The sequence below is a fragment of the Exiguobacterium sp. s168 genome (genome assembly GCF_018619035.1).
Taxonomy (GTDB): domain Bacteria; phylum Bacillota; class Bacilli; order Exiguobacteriales; family Exiguobacteriaceae; genus Exiguobacterium_A; species Exiguobacterium_A acetylicum.
Map to the genome: position 1 here is coordinate 15,084 of NZ_JACSNE010000005.1, position 22,953 is coordinate 38,036.

Annotated in this window: 23 protein-coding genes; 3 read left to right on the forward strand and 20 right to left on the reverse strand. The window is 48.7% G+C overall.

Features of this window, described 5'->3' with window-relative positions:
- Positions 1-8 precede the first annotated feature (8 nt).
- From lpdA to KNQ15_RS04730, 5 genes are all read right to left on the reverse strand, one after another.
- Positions 9-1,430: a dihydrolipoyl dehydrogenase gene (gene lpdA, locus KNQ15_RS04710; RefSeq protein WP_023467594.1), complete on the reverse strand. Its 1,422-nt coding sequence runs from the start codon at positions 1,428-1,430 to the stop codon at positions 9-11.
- The gene (buk, locus tag KNQ15_RS04715; protein WP_214728058.1) at positions 1,400-2,503 is read right to left on the reverse strand and encodes a butyrate kinase; all 1,104 of its coding nucleotides are present in this window, start codon (positions 2,501-2,503) and stop codon (positions 1,400-1,402) included. The genes lpdA and buk overlap by 31 nt, the downstream gene beginning before the upstream one ends.
- A 16-nt stretch (positions 2,504-2,519) precedes the next feature.
- Positions 2,520-3,644, reverse strand: a complete 1,125-nt coding sequence (locus KNQ15_RS04720; RefSeq protein ID WP_023467593.1) for a Leu/Phe/Val dehydrogenase — start codon at positions 3,642-3,644, stop codon at positions 2,520-2,522.
- 13 nt (positions 3,645-3,657) lie between these two features.
- A complete protein-coding gene (gene yqiS / locus KNQ15_RS04725; protein ID WP_214728060.1) occupies positions 3,658-4,578 on the reverse strand; it encodes a phosphate butyryltransferase in 921 nt (306 codons plus the stop codon).
- A 144-nt stretch (positions 4,579-4,722) separates the two neighbouring features.
- Positions 4,723-6,378, reverse strand: coding sequence for a sigma-54 interaction domain-containing protein (locus tag KNQ15_RS04730; RefSeq protein ID WP_214728062.1), 1,656 nt, complete (start codon positions 6,376-6,378; stop codon positions 4,723-4,725).
- A 122-nt stretch (positions 6,379-6,500) separates the two neighbouring features.
- Here KNQ15_RS04730 and KNQ15_RS04735 point away from each other — a divergent pair, with 122 nt between their 5' ends.
- Both KNQ15_RS04735 and KNQ15_RS04740 read left to right on the forward strand, forming a co-directional pair.
- Positions 6,501-6,755, forward strand: coding sequence for a DUF2627 family protein (locus tag KNQ15_RS04735; protein ID WP_023467590.1), 255 nt, complete (start codon positions 6,501-6,503; stop codon positions 6,753-6,755).
- A 676-nt stretch (positions 6,756-7,431) separates the two neighbouring features.
- Positions 7,432-8,010 carry a dihydrofolate reductase family protein gene (locus KNQ15_RS04740; protein WP_214728064.1) on the forward strand — a complete coding sequence of 193 codons (579 nt, stop codon included), beginning with the start codon at positions 7,432-7,434 and terminating at the stop codon, positions 8,008-8,010.
- A 36-nt stretch (positions 8,011-8,046) separates the two neighbouring features.
- Here the strand turns inward: KNQ15_RS04740 and spo0A are convergent, their stop codons facing one another.
- The 15 genes from spo0A to aroQ all read right to left on the reverse strand — a co-directional run bounded on the left by spo0A (position 8,047) and on the right by aroQ (position 21,849).
- Positions 8,047-8,769, reverse strand: a complete 723-nt coding sequence (spo0A, locus tag KNQ15_RS04745; protein WP_214728066.1) for a sporulation transcription factor Spo0A — start codon at positions 8,767-8,769, stop codon at positions 8,047-8,049.
- A 3-nt stretch (positions 8,770-8,772) separates the two neighbouring features.
- On the reverse strand, positions 8,773-10,479 hold the full coding sequence (gene recN / locus KNQ15_RS04750; RefSeq protein WP_214728068.1) for a DNA repair protein RecN: 1,707 nt from the start codon (positions 10,477-10,479) through the stop codon (positions 8,773-8,775).
- A gap of 12 nt (positions 10,480-10,491) precedes the next feature.
- Positions 10,492-10,941, reverse strand: a complete 450-nt coding sequence (gene ahrC / locus KNQ15_RS04755; RefSeq protein WP_023467586.1) for a transcriptional regulator AhrC/ArgR — start codon at positions 10,939-10,941, stop codon at positions 10,492-10,494.
- 155 nt (positions 10,942-11,096) lie between these two features.
- Positions 11,097-11,903 carry a TlyA family RNA methyltransferase gene (locus tag KNQ15_RS04760; protein ID WP_214728070.1) on the reverse strand — a complete coding sequence of 269 codons (807 nt, stop codon included), beginning with the start codon at positions 11,901-11,903 and terminating at the stop codon, positions 11,097-11,099.
- Positions 11,904-11,909: 6 nt separating this feature from the next.
- A complete protein-coding gene (gene dxs, locus KNQ15_RS04765; RefSeq protein WP_023467585.1) occupies positions 11,910-13,796 on the reverse strand; it encodes a 1-deoxy-D-xylulose-5-phosphate synthase in 1,887 nt (628 codons plus the stop codon).
- Positions 13,797-13,913: 117 nt separating this feature from the next.
- Entirely contained in the window at positions 13,914-14,783 is an 870-nt protein-coding gene (locus KNQ15_RS04770) for a polyprenyl synthetase family protein (protein WP_214728072.1), read from the reverse strand.
- Entirely contained in the window at positions 14,780-15,001 is a 222-nt protein-coding gene (xseB, locus tag KNQ15_RS04775; RefSeq protein ID WP_023467583.1) for an exodeoxyribonuclease VII small subunit, read from the reverse strand. The genes KNQ15_RS04770 and xseB overlap by 4 nt, the downstream gene beginning before the upstream one ends.
- Positions 15,002-15,003: 2 nt before the next feature.
- Entirely contained in the window at positions 15,004-16,326 is a 1,323-nt protein-coding gene (xseA, locus tag KNQ15_RS04780) for an exodeoxyribonuclease VII large subunit (protein WP_214728074.1), read from the reverse strand.
- On the reverse strand, positions 16,323-17,156 hold the full coding sequence (gene folD, locus KNQ15_RS04785; RefSeq protein ID WP_082665880.1) for a bifunctional methylenetetrahydrofolate dehydrogenase/methenyltetrahydrofolate cyclohydrolase FolD: 834 nt from the start codon (positions 17,154-17,156) through the stop codon (positions 16,323-16,325). The genes xseA and folD overlap by 4 nt, the downstream gene beginning before the upstream one ends.
- 69 nt (positions 17,157-17,225) lie before the next feature.
- Complete coding sequence (gene nusB / locus KNQ15_RS04790; protein ID WP_023467580.1) at positions 17,226-17,630, reverse strand: transcription antitermination factor NusB; 405 nt, start codon at positions 17,628-17,630, stop codon at positions 17,226-17,228.
- Positions 17,631-17,751: 121 nt separating this feature from the next.
- Complete coding sequence (accC, locus tag KNQ15_RS04795) at positions 17,752-19,104, reverse strand: acetyl-CoA carboxylase biotin carboxylase subunit (RefSeq protein WP_035409099.1); 1,353 nt, start codon at positions 19,102-19,104, stop codon at positions 17,752-17,754.
- 15 nt (positions 19,105-19,119) lie between these two features.
- Positions 19,120-19,569 (reverse strand): acetyl-CoA carboxylase biotin carboxyl carrier protein, encoded by a 450-nt coding sequence (gene accB, locus KNQ15_RS04800; RefSeq protein ID WP_214728076.1) that lies wholly within the window; start codon positions 19,567-19,569, stop codon positions 19,120-19,122.
- 170 nt (positions 19,570-19,739) lie between these two features.
- A complete protein-coding gene (gene efp, locus KNQ15_RS04805) occupies positions 19,740-20,306 on the reverse strand; it encodes an elongation factor P (RefSeq protein WP_023467577.1) in 567 nt (188 codons plus the stop codon).
- 35 nt (positions 20,307-20,341) lie between these two features.
- Positions 20,342-21,406 (reverse strand): M24 family metallopeptidase, encoded by a 1,065-nt coding sequence (locus KNQ15_RS04810; RefSeq protein WP_214728079.1) that lies wholly within the window; start codon positions 21,404-21,406, stop codon positions 20,342-20,344.
- Positions 21,403-21,849, reverse strand: a complete 447-nt coding sequence (aroQ, locus tag KNQ15_RS04815; RefSeq protein ID WP_029341090.1) for a type II 3-dehydroquinate dehydratase — start codon at positions 21,847-21,849, stop codon at positions 21,403-21,405. Before aroQ ends, KNQ15_RS04810 begins: the two co-directional genes overlap by 4 nt.
- A 156-nt stretch (positions 21,850-22,005) precedes the next feature.
- On the opposite strand from aroQ, the gene KNQ15_RS04820 reads away from it, so the two are divergent.
- The gene (locus tag KNQ15_RS04820) at positions 22,006-22,938 is read left to right on the forward strand and encodes a DUF1385 domain-containing protein (protein ID WP_029341089.1); all 933 of its coding nucleotides are present in this window, start codon (positions 22,006-22,008) and stop codon (positions 22,936-22,938) included.
- Positions 22,939-22,953: the final 15 nt, after the last annotated feature.

The window sequence follows — 22,953 nt, forward strand, 5'->3', positions numbered from 1 at the left end:
ATTCCTCCTTAGGCGTGAACCGCAAGTCCGTCGACTGCAAGTGCTGCTTCTCCGAATGCTTCTGACAAGGCTGGGTGCGGATGCACGAGCTGTCCGACTTCCCATGCCGTTGCATTGAGTACGAGCGCTAATCCGCCTTCACTGATCAGTTCCGTTGCTTTTGGTCCGACGATGTGGACGCCGACGAGATCATCCGTTTTCGCATCCGAGACGAGCTTGATGAAGCCTGCTGCCTCTCCTTCGATCCGTGCTTTTCCTAATCCGTTGAACGAGAAGCTCCCTACCTTGACGTCCATTCCGGCACGTTTTGCTTCGTCTTCCGTCAAACCGACCGATGCCGCTTCCGGTACGCTGTAGATACAACGGGGTACGAACGCATATTCAAGTGGTGTCGTCGTTCCGTGAACGATCGCTTCGACCGCCTTGACACCTTCTGCTGACGCGACGTGCGCTAGTTGTAAGCGACCGATGACATCCCCGATCGCATAGATATGTTGATCCTTCGTCCGGAAATGGTCATCTACTTGGATGAAGCCATTTTCGACGACGATATTCGTGTTTTCGATTCCGATGCCTTCGACGTTTGCCATTCGACCGATCGCGACAAGTAACTTATCCGCTTCAAGCGTCGTCTGTTCTCCGTTACGGTCGATTGCGATCGAAACACCGTCTTCCGACATCCGGAACGTATCGCTTTGTGCAGCTGCACCCGTATGAATCTTGACGCCACGCTTTTTCAGTTGACGAGCGACTTCACGGCTGACTGCCGCATCTTCCGTCGGTAAGATCCGGTCGCTGAATTCGACGACCGTTACTGCGACGTCAAAATCCGTCAACATCGATGCCCATTCGACACCGATGACGCCACCGCCGATGATGACAATCGATTTTGGCAAATCTGCCATATCGAGTGCATCATCCGAACTGAGGACATACTCTGAATCAAAAGCAAGTCCATTCAATGGACGTGGACGCGACCCTGTCGCGACGATCAATTGACGTGGAAGAATCAACTCGCCTTCGCCTTCTTCCGGCTCGACGCTGATCGTACCCGGCATCGGTGAAAAGATACTTGGTCCAAGAATCGAACCCCGACCGTGAAAGACTTCAATCTTTCCTTTTTTCATCAGATGCTGAATGCCTGCCTCTAATCCATCTACGATCTCTTGTTTGCGTTGCTTGACCTGTTCGAATCGTAAAAACGATTCCGGTACGTCCACACCATATGTAGCAGCGTGTTTGACCGTCTGATAGACTGCTGCTGATTTCAAAAAGGCTTTAGATGGGATGCAGCCACGATGTAAGCATGTCCCGCCTAATTTTCCTTGTTCCACGATTGCTACCGACTTCCCGGCTTGTGCCGCACGGATCGCGGCGACATATCCACCGGGTCCACCACCTAGGACAACGACGTCGAATTCTCTAGCCATGTTGGTTCGCCTCCATATTCCTTAACTTCTTCTTCCCCACGTAAGACACGCAACACTCCTTCTGCGAGCGCCTGCAACTCATCTTCACCAGGACTACGTACGACTTGACCGAGGTGGGCGATACGTTCTTCGATCGCACGCGTCAACCGATCACTATAGGCAAGTCCGCCTGTGAGAATGATCGCGTCGATCTGACCGAACAAGACAGCACTTTGACCAGCGATCTCTTTTGCAATCCGGTACGCCATCGCGTCATATAACAATGCCGCTTTTTCGTCGCCCTCTTCAATCCGCCGCTCAATCTCGATCGCGTCAAACGTTCCCAAGTGCGCGACAAGTCCGCCTGACCCAACGACCAGACGCTTCATCTCTTCAAGTTTATACTTGGTACTATAACATAGTTCTACTAGTTGACCAATAGGTAGCGATCCGCTACGTTCTGGCGAAAACGGTCCTTCTCCATCGAGTCCATTGTTGACGTCGATAACACGCCCCTCTTGATGCGCACCGACCGTAATCCCGCCGCCCATGTGTGCGATGATCAGACGCAGTTCCTCATACGGACGTCCGATTTCCTTCGCGTACCGTTTCGCGACAGCTTTTTGATTCAAGGCATGAAAAATACTCTTTCGTTCAAGTTCAGGTAAGCCTGTAATCCGCGCAATCGGCTCGAGCTCGTCAACGACGACCGGATCAACGATGAATGATGGGATGTCGAGTGTCCGAGCAATCTCATCCGCAAGAAGTCCACCGAGGTTTGAGGCATGGACGCCAAAAATACCGCTGAGTAAGTCTTCTCGCATTTCCCGGTTAACTGCGTACGTACCGCTGACGAGCGGTCGGAGTAACCCACCGCGTCCTACGACAGCAGTAAGCGCTTTCAAATTAATCTGCTCTTCAGCTAATACTTCGAGTAACACATGACGACGCATCTCCAGCTGTGCTGGAAGCGGTCCTCCGACCGCTTCCGCTGGATGGCGTAACGTTTTCGTGAACACCTGGTTCGCCCCTTCGAAAATACCGATCTTCGTCGACGTCGAACCAGGATTGATCGTTAAAATACGTTCGCTCATGGATATCCTCCTCTGATCAGCCGCGTGATCCTAGAATGTTTTTATCACGACGTAGGAACTGACTACGGGCACTACGCATCGTCGCGATACGCTCTTCTGCCATTTTTTCAGCCGCCCGGTACGTTGGTAGGTGGTCGCGTTTTGCGATTTCAAATACTTTCGTGACTGCATCGTAGACGAGTTCGACTTTTTTCATGGCACGGTCACGGTTGTATCCGTCGAGTTCGTCAGCAACATTGATGACACCGCCGGCATTGATGACGAAGTCTGGTACGTATAAAATGTCGCGTTCTTCGAGCATGTCACCGTGACGGTCTTCTTTGAGTTGGTTATTTGCCGCACCGGCGATGATCTTAACTTTCAATTGTGGAATCGTCTCGTCGTTTAATGTCGCACCGAGGGCACATGGAGCGAAGATATCTGCTTCGACACTGTAGATGTCTTCTGGTGCGACGATCAGTGCACCGAATGCTTCTTCTGCACGTTGAAGTGCTTCTTGGTTGATGTCCGTGACGATCAGTTTCGCCCCTTCTTCATGCAAATGACGGCATAGATTGAAGGCAACGTTACCGACACCTTGGATCGCAATCGTTTTTCCACCAAGTGAATCTGTTCCGTACACTTCTTTTGCCGCTGCTTTCATCCCACGGTAGACACCGTATGCTGTAACTGGTGACGGGTTACCACTTGATCCGAATGCTGGGCTGACACCAGTGACGAAATCTGTCTCCATATGGATGTAATCCATGTCTGCAACCGTCGTATTAACATCTTCTGCTGTGATGTAACGACCATTCAGTGACTGGACGTAACGTCCGAATGCCCGGAAGAGTGCTTCTGACTTTTGTGTCTTCGCATCGCCGATGATGACAGCTTTACCACCACCGAGGTTCAAACCAGCAGCTGCGTTCTTATACGTCATCCCTTTTGATAAACGGAGCGCATCAATCAATGCTTCTTCGTCTGATGCATAGTTCCACATACGAAGTCCACCGAGTGCCGGTCCGAGTGTCGTGTCATGAATCGCGATGATCGCTTTTAATCCCGATACTTTATCGTGGCAAAAAACGACTTGTTCGTAATCTTCCATCTCCATTGTTTCAAAGATGCTGAAGCGTGATTCTACGTTTGTTTCGACCATTTTAAGTTCCTCCTCAGATTGTTTGTTTTACTTTTTTCGTCTGTTGAGCATTTAAAAGCGCAAAGGCTAGTGAGTACATTTTTGCTTCTGCTGTATCGGCACGGCTTGTCAATACGACCGGAGCCCGTGCCCCGACGAGAATCGCCGCAACCGAAGCATGTGCGAAATACATGAGTGATTTGTAGATGACGTTCCCGACTTCGATTTGCGGAACGACGAGTAAATCCGCCTGACCTGCTACGTCTCCCGTTAACCCTTTTTGCTGGGCAGCGACGAGATTCACGGCATTGTCAAGCGCGAGTGGTCCGTCTACAAGGCAATCCTTGATTTGACTACGTCGGTTCATCTGTGTTAAAAGTGCGGCATCAATCGTCGCCTGCATCGTCGGATTGACGACTTCGACGGCTGCTAAGACTGCGACTTTCGGTAAGCCGTATCCGAGAGCACGTAAGGCGGAGACACCGTTTTCGATGATCTTCACCTTGTCTTCGAGTGACGGTTGGATATGAATCGCTGCGTCGGTTAATCCAATCGCTGATTCACGCCCTGGTACTTCGAACAACGCGACATGCGACAGGACATTTCCTGAACGCAGACCCGTTTCTTTGTTTAAGACGGCTTTCATGAACGTTGCTGTTGGAACAAGTCCTTTCATCAAGACGCTCGCATCCCCTTTGCGAACGGCATAAGCAGCACGTTCTGCCGCTTCTTGTGATGTAGAGGTATGGGTAATCACGAATTGTGACTCCCGTAATGCCCGTTTTTGAATCATCTGCTGAATCCGTGTCGCATCCCCGAACAAATGAAAACGCGCTAAATCGTTCTCAATTGCTAATGCGACAGCATCCATCACTTCTTCGTCATCCGCAGCTGCAATCGCAACGACGGAATCTTCGAGTCGAGCTGCCTGCTCGACCATTTCACTGAATCTCACCGTATTCCCCCCTCACCTGTCATACATAAATAGTAATAGCAATTTTCGTGCCAATTCAAAAGAGACGGTAGGATAAGCAAGAACGTCTTTAATTTTGCACGCTTTTGCATTTTTTGCAATATATTGCACGCAAAAATTTGCGCTTTACGAATAGATGTTAAATCGTTCCACTTTGTAATAAAGTGCCCGGAGAGAAATTCCGAGTTGTTTCGCCGCTTCTGTTTTGTTGCCATTAAAGGCAGTAAGCGCTTCCCGAATTAACCGTTCTTCGACGTGGGACATCTCGTCTGATAAATGTTTGATTTCCTTTTTCTGTCTTGTCGCAACTTTCGTTGTTTGTGGCACGACAAGCTGAAGATGCCCCTTTCGTAAGACCGTTTCTGTTTTATCTGTAAAAATCAACGCGCGACCGATGACATTTTCAAGCTCGCGGACATTTCCTTTCCACGGTTGCTTCTTCATTGCTTCAAGTACATCATCCGATATCCGTCCGACCGATCGTCCATAACTTTGATTTAATTTACGGAGTAAGTGTAAGGTCAATGGTGCGATGTCATCCGGTCGTTCCCGTAGTGCTGGTATGTGAATCGGTAAACGATTGATCCGGTAGTAGAGATCTTCTCGGAACTCATTCATGATAATCTTTTGCTCCAGATTCGCATTCGTCGCCGCGATGATTCGGACGTCAACCGGAATCGCCTTTGTTCCACCAACGCGAACGACTTCATTCTCCTGTAACACGCGTAACAGTTTGGCTTGGACGTCGAGTGGCAATTCGCCGATCTCATCTAAGAATAGCGAACCGCCGTGCGCTTCTTCGAAGTATCCCCGTTTCCCGCCACGTCGCGCTCCTGAGAACGCGCCTTCCTCGTACCCGAATAGTTCACTTTCGAGTAACGTCGGTGCGATCGCCGCACAGTTGACGCGGACGAATTGTTCATATTTACGTTCGCTCGCTGCATGAATCGCATGTGCGAACAGTTCCTTTCCGGTTCCGGATTCACCGCGAATCAAGACGTTGACAGGCATCGTTGCCGCAAGCTTTGCTTGATCGACGACGAAGCGCATCGCTTCACTCTCAGCGATGATATCATCAAATGTATATTTGGCTTCTAGTGTCCGGATTTTTTGCCGCGCTGCCTTCAATTCTTTGGCCAGTGCCTTCATTTCTGAGATATCCCGAATCACACCGACGGAGCCGCGGACTTGTCCATCGACGATGACAGGTGCCGCATTAACGATGATATCACGTTGATCTTGTCCAATTTTCATTCGAACATCTCGAACGTTCTCGCCCGTATTCAAGACTTTCAAATGAACGGATTCCTGCATTCCGATATCGGCACTTGCTGGTTTTCCGACGACATCTCGCTCTGTGAAACCGGTCATTCGCGTATATGCTGGATTGATCAGCATCGTCTGTCCGTCTTGATCAGCAACGGATATCGCTTCACTCGTACAATGAATGATCGCTTCGAGCATTTTCTCTTTTTCAGTCAATCGCTCGAGCAACACTCTGACGAATTCACCCGGTAAGACCGCTGCTCCCGGAAAATCATGGATCAATTGCTCAAGTACACCATGTTCTCCTGTAGCGTCAATAATGAAATCGACGTTCGTTCCTTCAAAAGCTGACCAGTTCGTTTCGATCCGAATGTCCGCACGCCGTGCAAGCGCCACCCCAGGCGCCTCCATATTTGGATCGACGAGACCGATGACCGTTAATAATGGTGAACGTTGAAATGCGTGCAGGACTTCTGTTCCCCCTTGACCAGCCCCGACAACGAGTAGATGATGCATATGAATTCCCCCTTTGAAACTGCTTACATTTCTATCGTACTCGGAATAAAATAGGGAAGCAAACCCGATTCGCAGAACGATCGATTTTTTGATACAATACGCTTGGAAAGGAGTGGCGTCCTATGCGTATCATTGGTTTGCTCTCATTATTAATCCCCGGCATCATCGGCGCGATTGGTATTAAGCTCATGCGTGATAGTGTTTTTCTAATTGCACAAGTGCCGTTTAAATACTTAGGCGATGCGGCTTACGTATATGTATTGCAAGGTCTCGTTGGTTTGATTCTTGCGATGGGTGGCATTGGATTTGTCGCAGGATATGTTTTTTATCGCGATCGAAAACGTGGAAAAGTCTCCGACCGCTATCAAAAAAAATGAACACAGAAAAAGGTCCCCATCTCTTGAACTCATTTCAAGCGCGGGACCTTTTACTCGTATAAAATTGGTTTCACTTACGGATGAACTCCTCTCATAGTTAGAACTATTCGTGTACTCCAAAACCTTAGGTGTTCCTCTTAACGAAGAGGTAGAAAGAAATCAGATCTGGCTATCGGGCTAACGATAGAATGGTGTTTCAGTTCCATCATCTGACTGTACTCGGGACCTAGGTGGAGCGTAATGTCATCCGCTTGAAGCAGTCAAACATTCGGTTGCTAACAATCACTGCTAGACAACACTCCTTTTCACGAACTGTACTTTTTCATTTTAGACGATTCGTTACCTTCCACTTTTCCCTAGCTTCGAAATCATGGAAGCTCCCATTCATTCGAGATTTCCCATCTAGAATGAACAAGATACCTTGGTACGACTTCTACCAAGAGAATGTCGTCCGGCATTCTTGAGCCATTTACAGTTGGCGTTCTGAGATGATATTCATCAACAGGATTTCCGGAGTCCTTGTCGACTCGACGTTCATCTGACGTCTTGCCAAATCATTTGGTACCTTTATTATAACAAACATTTCAGTTTATGCAATATTTATTTGCAAGCGCTTTTATATATTTTTATTTTTACGGTATGCTATAAGCAGATTGTATTCGAAAGGAGACCTTTCATGCGAAAAATCATCGTATTCGAACATCTATCGTTAGACGGTGTCATTCAAGCACCAAGCGATCAGACAGAAGATGTAAGCAACGGTTTTACCCATGGTGGTTGGACTACTCCGTTTCAACATCCTGAGATTGGTCAGGTCATTCGTGGATGGATGCGTGAAGATTGCGCCCTGTTGCTCGGTCGCGCGACTTACGAACAATGGGCAAGTTATTGGCCACTCCATGCAGATATCTGGCCAGTTGCCGATCGTGCTATGAAGTATGTCGCTACGCGTCATACATCACCTATCCTTTGGCAGCCAACGACATATTTGAATCAACCGACTTCTGAACTAACACGCTTGAAACAACAGGACGGATCACCACTTCATGTCTGGGGCAGTAGTGAACTCGTTCATGCACTATATCAAGCGGATCGGATTGATGAACTTCGATTGATCCACTATCCGGTCATCGTTGGTTCTGGTAAACGTCTATTTCCCGACAACGGAATGACGCCCCTCACTTGGAATGTTACGAAACGACACACGTTTGATAACGGTGTGTTGATCGCTTGCTACGAACGGGATCGGAACTAAAAACACACCGTCTATCCATCAGACGGTGTGTTTCCTTTAACCAGATTGTTCTTGATTCATATGACTTGAAACATACGAGATGAATTCCGAGTTCTTTGGACTTTTCTCCTGTTCGATTCGTCCGTTGAAGAGTTCGTGCTGTTGCATTCCTTCGTTCCAAGCAGACTTGATGGCGTGACGCATTGCTCGTTCGACGCGAGATGCCGTCGTTTGATGTTTTTTCGCAATCGTCGGATAGAGTTCCTTTGTAATCAATCCAAGTAAATCTTCCCGTTCAAGCACCATTAAGACAGCGTCCTTTAAATACGTGAAGCCTTTGATGTGCGGAGCAATCCCCACTTCTCGCAGTGTCGTACCGACTCTTAAGTCAATCGTTTCAACGATTGGTACTTGTCCTTGATGCGTCACGAGACGAATTTTTTGAACGAGCTGATCCATGCTGAACGGTTTAAGTAAGAAGTACGATGCTCCGAGGGTGACCGCCTGTTGAGAGACCTCATCCTTACCGAAAGCACTCAACATGATGACTGCAGGATTCTTCTTTTTCTTCATCAACTCTTCGAGCACACCGAGCCCATCTAAATGAGGCATGATGATGTCGAGAAGCAATACATCCACTTCATGTTCTTTCATACGTTCGAGACAACTCTCGCCGTTGTAGGCGACGCAAACGACTTCCATGTCTTCTTGCGCAGAGATATGCTGGCGAATCAGTTCGACCATTTCGCGATTATCATCTGCTATCCCGACTTTAATCAATCCTTACACCCCATTTTTAAGCGATTCTTTCATCGTCTTCGCCTGATCCATCAATTCCTCGGCATGGCGTAACGTCAAATCCGTCATATGCGCACCGGAAATCATCCGTCCCAGTTCGTTTCCTCGATCTGACTGAGACAAGACATTGACCTGTGTCGTCGTACGATCCGTCTCCTCAATCTTCCGAATATAGAGATGTTGATCGGCCATCGAAGCGACTTGCGGTAAGTGCGTAATACAGAGCACTTGTCCATCTACCGATAAACGATAGATTTTTTCAGCCATCGCTTGTGCGACACGACCCGATACTCCTGTATCGACTTCATCGAAAATGATCGAAGCGACTCCGACCGAGCGCGAGAAGATTGACTTCAGTCCGAGCATGATACGAGATAACTCTCCGCCCGATGCGACTTTTCCGAGCGACTTGAATGGTTCTCCCGCATTCGTCATGATGAAGAACTCGACTTGGTCGATCCCGTTCTTGCGTAGCATCGGTGTCTTCCCGTCTTGAAGAAAACGAATTTCAAATCGTGCTTTTTCCATGTAGAGCTCACGCAACTCTAGATGAATCGCTTCGCTTAATTGAACGGCCGCTTTTCGACGCTGTTGCGAGAGTCGACCACCAATTTCAAACAATTCGCCTTCGAGCTGTTCGACTTCGGCTTTTAATCGTTCAATCCGCTCATCTCGATTCGTCATCGTATCGAGTTCAACTCGAATTTTTTCCCCATACGCGATGACTTCCTCGATCGTCGCCCCGTATTTTCGTTTCAGCTGCTGAAAGACGGATAGACGTTGTTCGATCTCATCGAGTCGATTGGAATCAAACTCAAGTGTTTCAAGTTGATCTCGAATTGCATACCCGACTTCTTCGAGTCCATAAAAAGCGCTTGCGATCGCGTCACTCTGCTGCGAAAACTGTTCGTCGATGCTTGATGCTTGCTGTAGTTCACGCATCGCGTCTCCAACAGAATCGATGCCGCGCATCTCATCGTGTAAAGCATCATACGCTGTCTTTAACGACGCATATAGCTTTTCGAAATTCGCGAGACGATTCCGTTCAACGAGCAACTCATCTTCCTCGTGTGCTCGAAGTTTTGCGCCTTCAATCTCTTCCGTCTGAAAAGATAGTAAATCGACCCGTTGAGCGAGTTCTTGCTCACTTTGCGCGAGCGATTGCAAAGCCGTCCGTTTTTCTTCATACGCTTGGTAACCGGACTGGTAGGCTTGAAGAAGCGGCGCGATTGCCTCTTGCGCGAAGTCATCGAGAATCGCTTGATGATACGTACTGTCCATTAAATGCTGATGTTCATGTTGCCCGTGCATGTCGACGAGGACACGTCCGAACTCACGTAAGATCGTCAGTGTGACCAGCTTATTGTTGACGCGACAGACACTTTTCCCGGTCGCGAACAGATCACGACGTAAGATGATCAATCCATCTTCGATATCGATACCGTACTCTTCTGCGAGATCATAGACGAGATGGTCGTCTTCAATCAGAAATAATCCTTCTAGTTCCGCCCGATCTTCCCCGTATCGAACGAATTCCGCGGATCCACGTCCACCAATCAATAATCCGATCGCGTCGAGAACGATCGATTTACCGGCACCTGTTTCCCCAGTCAAGACGGTCATTCCTTTTTTAAAGTCGATCTGTAGCTCGTCAATGATCGCAAATTGTTTGATCGATAATTCAGCTAGCATCCTGTCAACTCCTTACAGCATTTCTAAAATTCGTTCCGTCACTTCTTTCGCTTGTTCCTCACTTCGTGCGATCAATAGGATCGTATCGTCCCCACACACCGTGCCAAGCAGTTCGTTCCAGCTCAAGTGGTCCAGTAAGACAGCGACTGCGTTCGCATTTCCCGGCAGGACATGCATGACAATCAGATTTTGAGCAGAATCAATCGAGATGAAGCTGTCCCCGAGCAGACGCCGCAATTTCCCGAGTGGGTTGAAGCGTTGGTCGGCGGGTAAGCTGTATTTATAACGTCCATCATTCAACGGGACCTTAACGAGATGAAGTTCCTTAATATCTCGTGATACCGTTGCCTGTGTCACCTTATATCCTGCATTCCGTAATTCCTCTACCAATTCATCTTGGGTTTCTACTTCCGACTGGGTGATGATCTCCCGAATCTTAATCAACCGTTGCCCCTTTGTCATTCCTGCACCTCACAGTATTCTTCGATGTTACTATTGTAATCCAATAAATCATTAAAAGTCCACGTTTGCCATTTTATTATACGGTTTTCGTCGCTCCGAACAACAACGAAGACGGACCCATGAACCGGATCCGTCCTCGTTTTCATCTGTTCGTTTTAAAGACTAGCGTGTGCTTGCTTGACTGTCTCTGTCGCATCAACAGATGGGTCAAGCCCTGGTTGACCAAGGCGCGCATGCAATAAGAACTCGATGTTACCCTCTCCACCGGTAATCGGTGAATAGTCGAGCTGTTTCACATAGAACCCTTGTTGAATGAAGAATTCGACCATCTCATCGAGGACACGGACATGAATCCGCTCGTCACGAACGATGCCTTTTTTACCGATATCATCACGCCCCGCTTCGAATTGCGGCTTGACGAGCGCCATGACATCTCCTCCTTCAACGAGGATCGTCTTCAATGGTGGAAGCATCAATCGTAACGAGATGAATGATACATCAATCGTCGCAAACTGCGGCGCAACAGGGAACATGTCTGGTGTCGCATGCCGGAAGTTCGTTTTCTCCATCACTGTCACACGGTCATCCGAGCGAAGCTTCCAGTCCAGCTGATTGGAACCGACATCGAGCGCATACATATGCGCTGCTCCATTTTGTAAGGAGCAGTCGGTAAAGCCACCCGTTGACGATCCGATATCGAGACCTGTTTTACCCGTGACATCGAAATCGAATACCTGAAGTGCCTTTTCCATCTTGAAGCCTCCACGACCGACGTAGGGCATCAATTGACCTTTGACGTGCAGGTCGATGTCCGACTTGACCTTCTCACCGGCCTTCTCCAATCGTTCCGTTCCGCTAAAGACCAGTCCAGCCATAATCGACCGCTTCGCTTTCTCACGCGTTTCAAACAAACCGCGCTCGACGAGAAGAACGTCGAGGCGGATTTTCTTTACATTTTCCATGAATCGTCACACACTCTGTTTCTTTCCTTGATTGACGAAAGCGCGTACTTCTTCTGCGATTTGTCCAGGTAATAATCCGATTTCTTCTAGTAATTCGTTCACACCGCCATGCTCGATATACCAATCCGGAATACCAAAGCGTTTGACGCGTGGGAATGCTTCCTGCTCGTTCGCATGTTCAAGGACAGCTGATCCGAATCCACCTTTTAGGACGGCTTCTTCGAGCGTCACGAGTGGAATGCCTTCGGCGTAAAGGGCGTTCAGCATCTTCTCATCAAGCGGTTTGATCGTCCGGGCATTGATGACACGAACCGATAGTTCGTCTGCTAGGAGATCCGCAATTTTGAGCGCATCTTGTACTTGTGGTCCGAATGCAAGGATCGCGACGTCCGTTCCTTCACGTTCGACTTCCCATGTATCAAGAGAAATTTCATGCAATGTCTCGTCCATTGGTACACCGATACCTTCTCCACGTGGGAAACGAACGGCGATTGGCCCTTCATATTTGACGGCTGAATAGAGCAAGTGTTGCAGTTCGTTCTCATCCTTCGCCATGACGATCCGGATGTTCGGTACGTGACGCATGAAGGCAATATCGAAGACGCCTTGGTGTGTTTCACCATCTGCGCCAACGAGACCTGATCGGTCAATCGTAAACGTCACATCTAGATTTTGACGCGCCACGTCGTGAACGAGCTGATCGTATGCACGTTGGAAGAAGGTCGAGTAGATCGATACGACAGGTTTCATGCCTTGCGTCGCTTGACCAGCTGCGAACGTCACAGCATGTTGTTCTGCAATGCCGACGTCAAACATCCGCTCTGGGAATTCTTTTTCAAAACAATCGAGTTTTGAACCGACGCTCATCGCTGGCGTGATCAACGTTAACTTTTCATCGTCGCGTGCCATCTTCGTCAACGTATCCGCTACCGTAAAGGAATAACTAGGTGCTTTTGATTTCCCTTTAATGACTTCGCCAGACTCCATCTTGTATGGTCCAAGACCGTGCCATGTGCCGACGCCATCGAACTCTGCTGGACGATAGCCTTTCCCTTTTTTCGTGATGACATGAAGTAGGACAGGGCCTTCTTCTTTTTTCACGTAATTGAGCTGTTCGATCAAATCATCAAGATCGTGCCCATCGACCGGACCGTAATAGTTGAAGCCGAGCTCTTCGAAGAACATGCCAGGAACAAGTGCGCCTTTAACGGCTTCCTTCAACTTCTCGCTTCCTTTTTCAAGGCGTCCGCCAATGACCGGAATCTTTTTGATCAACGTTTCAAGCTCGTCTTGGGCAAAACGCACTTTACGCGATGAACGAATTCGTCCAAGCATTTGATGCATCGCCCCAACGTTTGGTGCAATCGACATCTCGTTATCGTTCAAGATGACGATGACGTTTTGTTGTTCGGCTCCAATATGATTCAATGCTTCGAGTGCCATCCCACCTGTCAACGCACCATCACCGATGATTGCGACTGCACGATCACTCTTACCGCTTAGTTCATTCGAAACAGCAATCCCCATTGCTGCTGACAAGGACGTCGAGCTGTGCCCTGTCTCCCAGACGTCATGCACACTCTCATTGCGTTTCGGGAACCCACAGAGTCCTTTGTGCTGACGGAGCGTATCAAACTGGCTCGCACGTCCTGTCAAAATCTTATGCACGTATGCTTGGTGCCCGACATCCCAGACGAACTTGTCATTCGGACTGTCGAATTCACGATGCAACGCAAGCGTCAACTCGACGACACCGAGGTTCGGTGCCAAGTGTCCACCTGTCGTCGCTAATTCTTCAATCAAAAAGCGTCGAATATCGCCTGCGAGTACTTCGAGTTCGGAGACCGACATACGCTTTAAAAATGACGGATCCTGTATTTCTGTCAATTTCATACCTTACCGCCTCTTTTCCTTACAATCTTATAGGGTTTGTACCCTACATTGTACTAGAACAATCTATCGAGCGCCATTGTCAGCATAGAAAAAGACGACGCAGATGCGTCGTCCTGCTTAATGGTCGCGCTTGACCACGAAGTCGAGCAGTTCCTTAAGTGTCGTCGCTTCGACTGATAATGCATCAATCGCTTGTTCCGCTGCTTCCACCTGAGCTGTCAGCGCGCGTTTCGCGCCTTCAAGACCCAGTAATTTTGGATACGTTGCTTTTTCGTTCCCTTCGTCGCTACCAACCGGTTTGCCGATTTTTTCAGCATCTCCCGTCACGTCCAAGATGTCATCTTGAATTTGGAATGCGATTCCGAGATGGCGACCGTATTGCTTCAAGTGATCAAGATCGCTCGAGCTGACCGAAGCAAGCAATCCACCCGCTTCGACTGCAAAGACGAGGAGTGCTCCTGTTTTCCGACGGTGAATCGACTCAAGCTCCGCTACGTCATTGATGCCGCCGTGCTCTCCGAGCATATCGTCGAGTTGACCTCCGACCATACCTGTAGCACCTGCTGCTGCTGACAACCGTTCGACAAGAGCAAGCTTCACTTCTGGCGAAGCCGGTGTCTCAAGAAGACAGCTGAAGGCGTTCGTGAGCAAGGCATCTCCTGCTAAAATCGCTGTCGCTTCATCAAAAGCGATATGATTCGTCGGACGCCCTCGACGCAGATCATCATCGTCCATTGCTGGAAGGTCATCATGAATCAGTGAGTATGTATGAATCATCTCGAGTGCCGCAGCAGTCGCGTCACCTTTTGCACGGTCGATCGAAAAAGCATCGAGTACCGCATAAATCAAGGCTGGGCGAATTCGTTTCCCACCCGCATCGAGTGAATACCGCATCGAATCGCGTAAACGATCCGGTGCGTCGAGTCGCTCCATGAACTCTTCCATTTTGTTTTCGACTTGTGTCTTCCACTCATTCAAAGCAATCATTGCGCTCCTCCTTTTTCCCGAAGCGTACCATCTTGCTCCAGGATTTGATCGAGTTTTTTCTCAGCAACGGATAACTTCCCTTGGCAAAGAGCCGTCAGTTTGACGCCTTCTTCATATAGAGCCATCGCCTGTTCAAGAGGAGCTTCGCCCTCTTCGAGTAACGTGACGATTTCTTCTAATCGTTCCAGTGCTTCTTCAAAAGATTGTTCCGTCTCCATTCTTACTCCCCATCCTCTCGTTTAGCACGAATCGTTCCATCATGGAATCGGATATCGAACGAAGACGCTGTCAATTCCTTCGCGGAACGGACGATTTGTCCATCCTGTTCGACATACGTATAGCCGCGCATCAGAACATGCGTCGGACTGACGGAGTCGAGTCGCGCGAGCACATGACGCACCTGTTGTTGCTTCGATTGCAAGAGTCGACGAACGATTTCGAGTCGACGTCGTGATTGTTCAATCGTCGCCCGTTGTTGCACGAAGCGATCCCGCATCGGCACACGCATTAAGCGTGTGTCAAGACGCTCCACCTGTTGCTGGTGTTGCGCTATTACTTGCTTGATTTCCTTTTGGAGTGACATTTCTGCTCGGTCCAATTGTTCCTGCTTCAGTCCGAGTAGGACGCGTGGTGATTTCAGACCGTAGCTCGCCGCAAGCCGTGTCACTTGCTCCTGTTTGCTTTTGAGAAGTTGTGCATAGGTTCGTTCTAAACGACGCTTCACATCCTGCACCCGTCGAGTGAGTGCCTCTGCTTCCGGAGTGACAAGTTCTGCCGCTGCTGTTGGTGTAGCAGCACGAACGTCGGCGACAAAATCACTGATTGTAAAATCCGTTTCGTGACCGACAGCAGAGACGATCGGAATGCGTGATTCAAACACGGCTGTCACGACAGACATCTCATTGAATGCCCACAGCTCCTCAATCGAACCACCACCACGACCAATGATCAACACATCACAGGCAGCATGCTCATTCATCAGCTGAATGGCACGGCTGATTTGTGGTGCCGCATCCGCTCCTTGTACAAGGACCGGGGCGAAGACGATGGCCGCTTGTGGATAACGGCGCCGGAGTGTCGTTGCGATGTCATGAAGCGCCGCTCCTTTTGGAGATGTAATGATTCCGATGCGTTCCGGAAAAGCTGGCAACGGCTGTTTGATTGCTGGATCAAACCAACCACGCTCTTCTAGATCCATCTTCAAGCGTGAGAACGCCTCATATAGCGCTCCTACACCGTCTTCCGTCATCCGTTCGACATAGAGTTGCATCTCTCCAGAAGAGACGTAGACGGATAAGCGTGCGGTGACGACGACACGCATCCCATCGCGAACGTCTGCTTTGACGCGACTCGCATCCCGGGCAAACATGACGGCTTTCATCCGTGATTGCTCATCCTTCAACGTAAAATAAAGGTGACCGGAAGAGTGTCGTTTAAAATTCGACACTTCTCCCACCACCTGGACTTGTTGCAGAAGGGCGTCGCCTTCTAGTTCACGTTTGACATAGTGGACTAAATCGGAAACGTGAAGAGGTTCGCTCATCGCGCAGCCTCAATCGTATTATGCAGTAGCATCGTGATCGTCATCGGACCAACGCCACCCGGAACAGGTGTGATCATCGATGCAACATCTTGTACTGTATCAAACTCGACATCACCGACGAGTTTGCCATCGACACGGTTGACACCAACATCAATGACGACAGCATCCGGTTTCACCATATCCGCAGTAATCAGCTTCGGTACACCGACTGCGACGATCAAGATATCCGCTTGACGCGTCATCGCACCGAGGTCTTTCGTTTTTGAATGACAATAGGAAACGGTAGCCGATTCATTCAAGAACAACATACCAACGGGTTTACCGACGATTTGGCTACGACCGACGACAACGACGTGTTGACCGGCAATCGGTACGTTCATCTCTTTGACAAGATGAAGAATGCCGTTTGGCGTACACGGTAAAAATGTCGGTTCACCAATCATCATTTTCCCGACAGAGACAGGATGAAAACCATCGACGTCCTTTTCAGGAGAAATCGCAAAAATGACTTTGCTCTCATCAATATGGTCAGGCAACGGCAATTGGACGAGAATCCCATGGACACTCGCATCAACATTCAGACGTTCGATCAAGTGAAGAAGCTCTGATTCCGTTGTTTCTGCCGGAAGTCGGATCAACTCCGAATCCATGCCGATTTCCTTCGCCGCCTTTTCTTTACCACGTACATAGGACTGACTAGCAGGATCTTCGCCAATCAGGATGACAGTCAATTGCGGTTGAATCCGCTGTTCTTTCAGACGTGCGACTTCTTCTTTCAGCTTCATACGATATGAATGGGCTACCTGTTTTCCATCGATTACTACTGCCATGATTTGTCCACTCCCCCAAAAAGTTCGATTCACTCTTCTGTCTGTTTGTCTCTATTCGGTTTTACAGGTTTATGAATTTTCTTTGACGACGCCTTGTGCGACTTTACCAAGAACACCGTTGACGATTTTCGTCGCTTCTTCATCTGCGAACGCTTTCGTCAATTCAATCGCTTCGTTGATCGTCACTCGAACAGGAATGTTCGTTTCGAACAATAATTCGTAGACGGCTAAGCGAAGAATCGTCCGCTCGATGTTTCCGAGTCGTTCGAATGACCAGTTGACGAGTGCTTCACGAATGTGCTGATCAATCGTTGCTTTGTTTGTTTCGACGCCATTCACCAATTGCTCGACGAATGTGTCATATTCCTTACCTTCTACCGCGAATTCAATGGCCTCTTGTGCAGTCAGATCCGAAAGCTCCATTTGGAACAAAGATTGGACTGCGAGTTCGCGTGCCATGTGTCGTTTCATCATGATTTTGCGTGCTCCTTTTTTTGTCGTTCTCAATCAGTTAGTTTAGCACATTCCTCTTTTAAAAAACATAGAGAACGCCAAAAAAAAGACGGGAGTTCGTCGCACAAACTCCCGTCCTGATTCAGTTAACGATCGTACCTTTTAGCTCACGCTCTGCGAATTTCGTCGTGAACGTACCACGTCGGAATACCGGGTGACTAAGAACACGTTCGTGGAACGGGATCGTCGTTTTGACACCTTCGATCCAAAATTCAGCCAGTGCACGTTCCATCTTCGCACATGCTTCTTCCCGTGTTTCCGCATGGACGATCAACTTCGCGACCATCGAGTCATAGTAAGGCGGAATCATGTACCCCGGATAGACCGCGCTATCGATACGTACGCCCATTCCGCCTGGTGTCACGTATTGTGTGACACGTCCAGCAGACGGACGGAAATCATGGTCTGGATCCTCGGCATTGATCCGGCATTCGATCGAATGACCGTGGAACTTGATATCCTTTTGTTTGACGGCAAGCGGATGATCAAGCGCCACTTGCAATTGCGCTTGAACGAGGTCGAACCCAGTGATCATCTCCGTTACCGGGTGTTCGACTTGAATGCGCGTATTCATCTCCATGAAGAAGAATTCTTCGGTCTCTTCGACAAAAATGAATTCGATCGTTCCTGCTCCCGTGTACTGAATCGCTTTTGCGGCTTTTACGGCAGCCTCACCCATCTTCAATCGTGTCGCTTCACTGACCGCAGGTGACGGCGCTTCCTCGATCAGTTTTTGCATCCGACGCTGGACGGTACAATCCCGTTCACCAAGGTGAATGACATTCCCGTGTCGGTCAGCGAGGACTTGTACCTCGACATGGCGGAATTCTTCGATGAAGCGTTCTAAATAGACATCCCCGTTTCCGAAAGCTTGTTTTGCTTCACGACGTGTCTCACTTAGCCCGTTGATCAGCTCTTCTTCCGAACGAGCGACCCGAATCCCTTTACCTCCACCACCGGCTGTTGCTTTGATGATGACTGGATAACCAATTTCTTGCGCCAGTGCGACCGCTTCTTCGTCCGTGACCGTTCCATCCGAACCCGGCACGACAGGCACTCCACACTCGATCATCGTCTTCTTCGCGACGTCCTTGATCCCCATCTGACGGATCGCATCCGACGTCGGACCAACGAACTTGATTCCGCACGCTTCACACATCTCAGCAAAATCAACGTTCTCGGCTAGGAAACCGTAACCCGGGTGGATCATCGTTACTTGACGGTTCGTTGCGATTGCGAGGATATTCGTAACGTTTAAGTAGGATGAAGCAGAACTCGCCTCACCGATGCAGTACGCCTCATCGGCTAAACGAACGTGTAAGGCTTCCTTATCTGCCGTCGAGTAGACAGCAACGGTCTGTATTCCAAGTTCCTTTGCCGCTCGAATGATGCGGACGGCGATTTCTCCACGGTTGGCAATTAATAATTTTTCCATGCTGTTCACCCCCGTTTACGGACGGATCCGGAAGAGTGGTTGACCAAATTCAACGAGATCTCCATCGGCGACAAAAATCTCGACGACCGTTCCAGATACTTCCGAGTTTAAGTTATTGAAGAGCTTCATTGCTTCAAGGACACAAACGATTTGACCCACTTCAATCTGATCACCGACTTTGACGTATGCCGGTTTATCCGGATTCGGACGCGAATAGAACGTTCCGACCATCAAGGCATTGATCGTGACCGTATCATCCGCAGTCGCCTCTTCCTCGACTGGTGTTGCCGCTTGCTTCACAGGAGCAGGCGCCGCTACTGGAGCAGCAGGTGCTTGGTGCGAGACCGTCACTGTTTCTCCTTGTTTCTTCAACTTCAATTTATACGTATCCGTCTCGAGTGAGAGTTCATTTACACTCGACTGATCGAGCATTTCGAGTACTTGTTTCAACTGATCGATTTTCATCTGTCATTCTTCCCCCATCTATGCTGTATTCACAATTATTATACCAGGTGCTAATGCCTACTCAAATACTTATATTAACTGGTCATACCATTGGATGCAAGTCAAGCTGGATGAAAAAAAAGACGTCTCTCGACCTGATAGAAGGTGAGAGACGTCTTGTCGTTTCAATATTATCCGTTGTAACGACCTGTGAAATCACCTGTACGTGTATCAACCGTTACTTTTTCTCCTGCTTCGATGAAGAGTGGTACTTGAATGATGTGACCCGTCTCCACTGTCGCGTTTTTCTTGACGTTCGAAGCTGTATCACCCTTAACGCCAGGCTCTGCTTCGACGATCGTCATGACGACTGTGTTCGGTAATTCAAGACCGAGGATTTCGCCGTTGTAAACCGCGATTTGAACTTCCATGTTTTCAAGCAAGTATGGAAGAGCTGCTTCGACTTGTGCCGTCGTCAATTCCAATTGCTCATACGATTCTGTGTCCATGAAGACGTAAGTCTCACCCATTGGGTAAAGGTATTGCATCTTGTTACGCTCGATATGTGCACGCTCGACACGCTCACCACCACGGAATGTCATCTCTTGGATGTTTCCGTTACGGATGTTACGCATTTTCGTCCGAACGAAAGCTGCCCCTTTACCTGGTTTAACATGTTGGAATTCAAGTACTTGCCAAATCATACCGTCTGAAGTTTTAATCGTTAATCCTGTTTTTAAATCGTTTACTGATACCATGAATGGTTCCTCCTAAAATGTCCCGTCACTCTGAATTAGAGAGTGATCAGTTCTTTTGGTGAAGACGAAAGAATTTCTCGACCTGTTTCCGTGATCAAGACGTCATCTTCAATCCGGCATCCGCCAACTTGCGGCACGTAGATACCTGGTTCGACCGTAACGATCATTCCCGGTTCAAGTTTCGTCTCAGAGCGGAACGACAAGCCAGGTCCTTCATGTACTTCTAGACCAATACCGTGTCCCGTCGAGTGACCGAAGTACTCACCGTAACCTGCTTCTTTGATGATATCACGTGTCAACGCGTCCGCTTCGATTCCAGTGATACCTGGTTTTAAGCCATCGACACCCGCTAGTTGCGCTTGTAAGACTGTATCGTAGATCTTCTGCAATTCGGCATTGATCGGACCGACTGCGACAGTCCGTGTGATATCTGAAACATAACCGTTCAAGAGCGCTCCGAAATCAAGCGTCACGAGCTCACCCGTCGCAATGACTTTCGAGCTGGCAACACCGTGCGGCAAGGCAGAACGATGGCCTGACGCCACGATCGTATCGAAAGAAGAAGACGTCGCTCCATGCTTGCGCATGAAGAATTCTAGTTCATTTGATACTTCAAGTTCTGTTCGTCCTGGTTGAATGTACGTCAAGATGTGTTGGAATGTCGCGTCTGCGAGCTCCACCGCTTCCTTAATCATCTTAATCTCTGACGAATCCTTAATCAAGCGTAGGTTTTCAATGATTCCTGTCGTCGGAACAAGCTCGATTGCCGAAGCTTGATCGTACGCTTCAAAAGCACCGAGTGTCATCGCATCCTTTTCGACACCAACCGCGCGAACACGCGCTCCTGTCATCAATTCGCCCATCGTCTCTGGAATCGACCGTTCGATTTGGACGATCTCCATTCCTTTAACTTGGTCTGCCGCTTGCTCCGTGTAACGGAAATCCGTCACGAAGTACGCTTGCTCTTCTGTTACGAGACATGCACCACTTGAACCCGTGAAGCCGGAAATGTAACGAATGTTCTCTGCCTTCGTGACGAGTAATCCTGGAAGGTCCCGTTCCTTTAAAGCTGCTTGTAACGCCTCGATCCGTTGTTTCATGATTGATTTCCCCCTTGTTCCGATTGTTGTAAAGCTTGAAGTGCTTCCGTTGCCAGACGATATCCCGTCATGCCAAGTCCAGCAATGACGCCTTGACAGACGGATGCGATCATCGAATGATGACGGAAGGATTCACGTGCATGGACATTCGATAGATGGACCTCGATGACGGGTGCTTCGATCGCAGCGATCGCGTCACGTAACGCGATACTCGTATGCGTATAGGCAGCCGCATTGAAGACGATGCCGTCCGCTCCCCGTTCCTCGTGAAGAACATCAATCAGTCGTCCTTCATGGTTCGATTGTTCAAACCGAAACTGAATGTTCGGAAAATAAGCGCGAAGGTCGTGTTCTAAGTCGGCTAATGTCGCCGTTCCATATGTATCCGGTTCGCGTGTTCCGAGTAAATTCAAGTTTGGTCCGTTTAATATCAAGACACGCAAAAAAACACCTCCTCGAATTCCTTTTCATTGTATCATAACCCGATTTCCGACTCCTAAAGATTACCTCGTTTTGACGAGTCGAACATAGTTTTTTTAACGTAAATCAAGTACACTGACGATACACCTAATTTTAATGAAGACGGGATGCGTTCTATTATGAAAACGACTAATCCGCCAGTCGGTGGTCAAGCCATCGTCGAAGGCGTCATGTTCCAAAATGCGACCCATGCAGTCTCCGCGATTCGTCGAAATGATGATTCGATCGAGACGTTTGCCCAGCAAAAACCGGTTCGACCACGAATCGCCAAAGGAAAACGAATTCCACTTTTGCGTGGTCTCTTTGCTTTGATGGAGTCCTCAGCGAATGGCGCAAGTCATATGAACTTCGCAAGTGATCGCTACGGTGTCAAACCGGGTGAAGAAGAACCGGAAGAGGCGACTGCCAGTCCTTTGACGAAATGGCTCGGCGTAGCTGTCGTCGGGATCCTATCATTCTTTTTCGGTAAATTACTCTTTACGTTACTACCTGCTTTCCTTGCATCGCTATTCGATGTATTTCCAGCCTTGTCTGGACATGTCATTCAAAACGTCATTGAAGCAACAATCAAATTAACGCTTTTGTTCAGTTATCTCTACGTGATTTCGTTGACCCCGCTTGTTAAACGACTTTTCCAATATCATGGTGCTGAGCATAAAGTCATCAATTGCGTCGAGTCAGGACGTCCACTTACGGTCGAGAACGTTCGCGTCAGCAGTCGGCTTCATTACCGGTGCGGCTCGAGTTTCTTGATCTTCACCGTCATCGTCGGATTTTTCGTCTATCTGATCGTGCCAACGGATCCGCTTTGGTTGCGTCTCGTCTGCCGAATCGCTTTATTACCGGTCGTCATCGGTCTTTCATTTGAAGTGTTACAGCTGACGAATAAAGCACAGCACATTAAAGGACTTCGCGTCATCGCCTTGCCTGGCCTATGGTTGCAGTACTTGACGACGAAGGAACCGGATGATTCACAGATCGAGGTTGCGATTTATGCGTTTGAAGCGTTGGAAAAACAGGAACATAACCTACATGAGAATGCACTGGGTTAATCGATAACAGGGGTG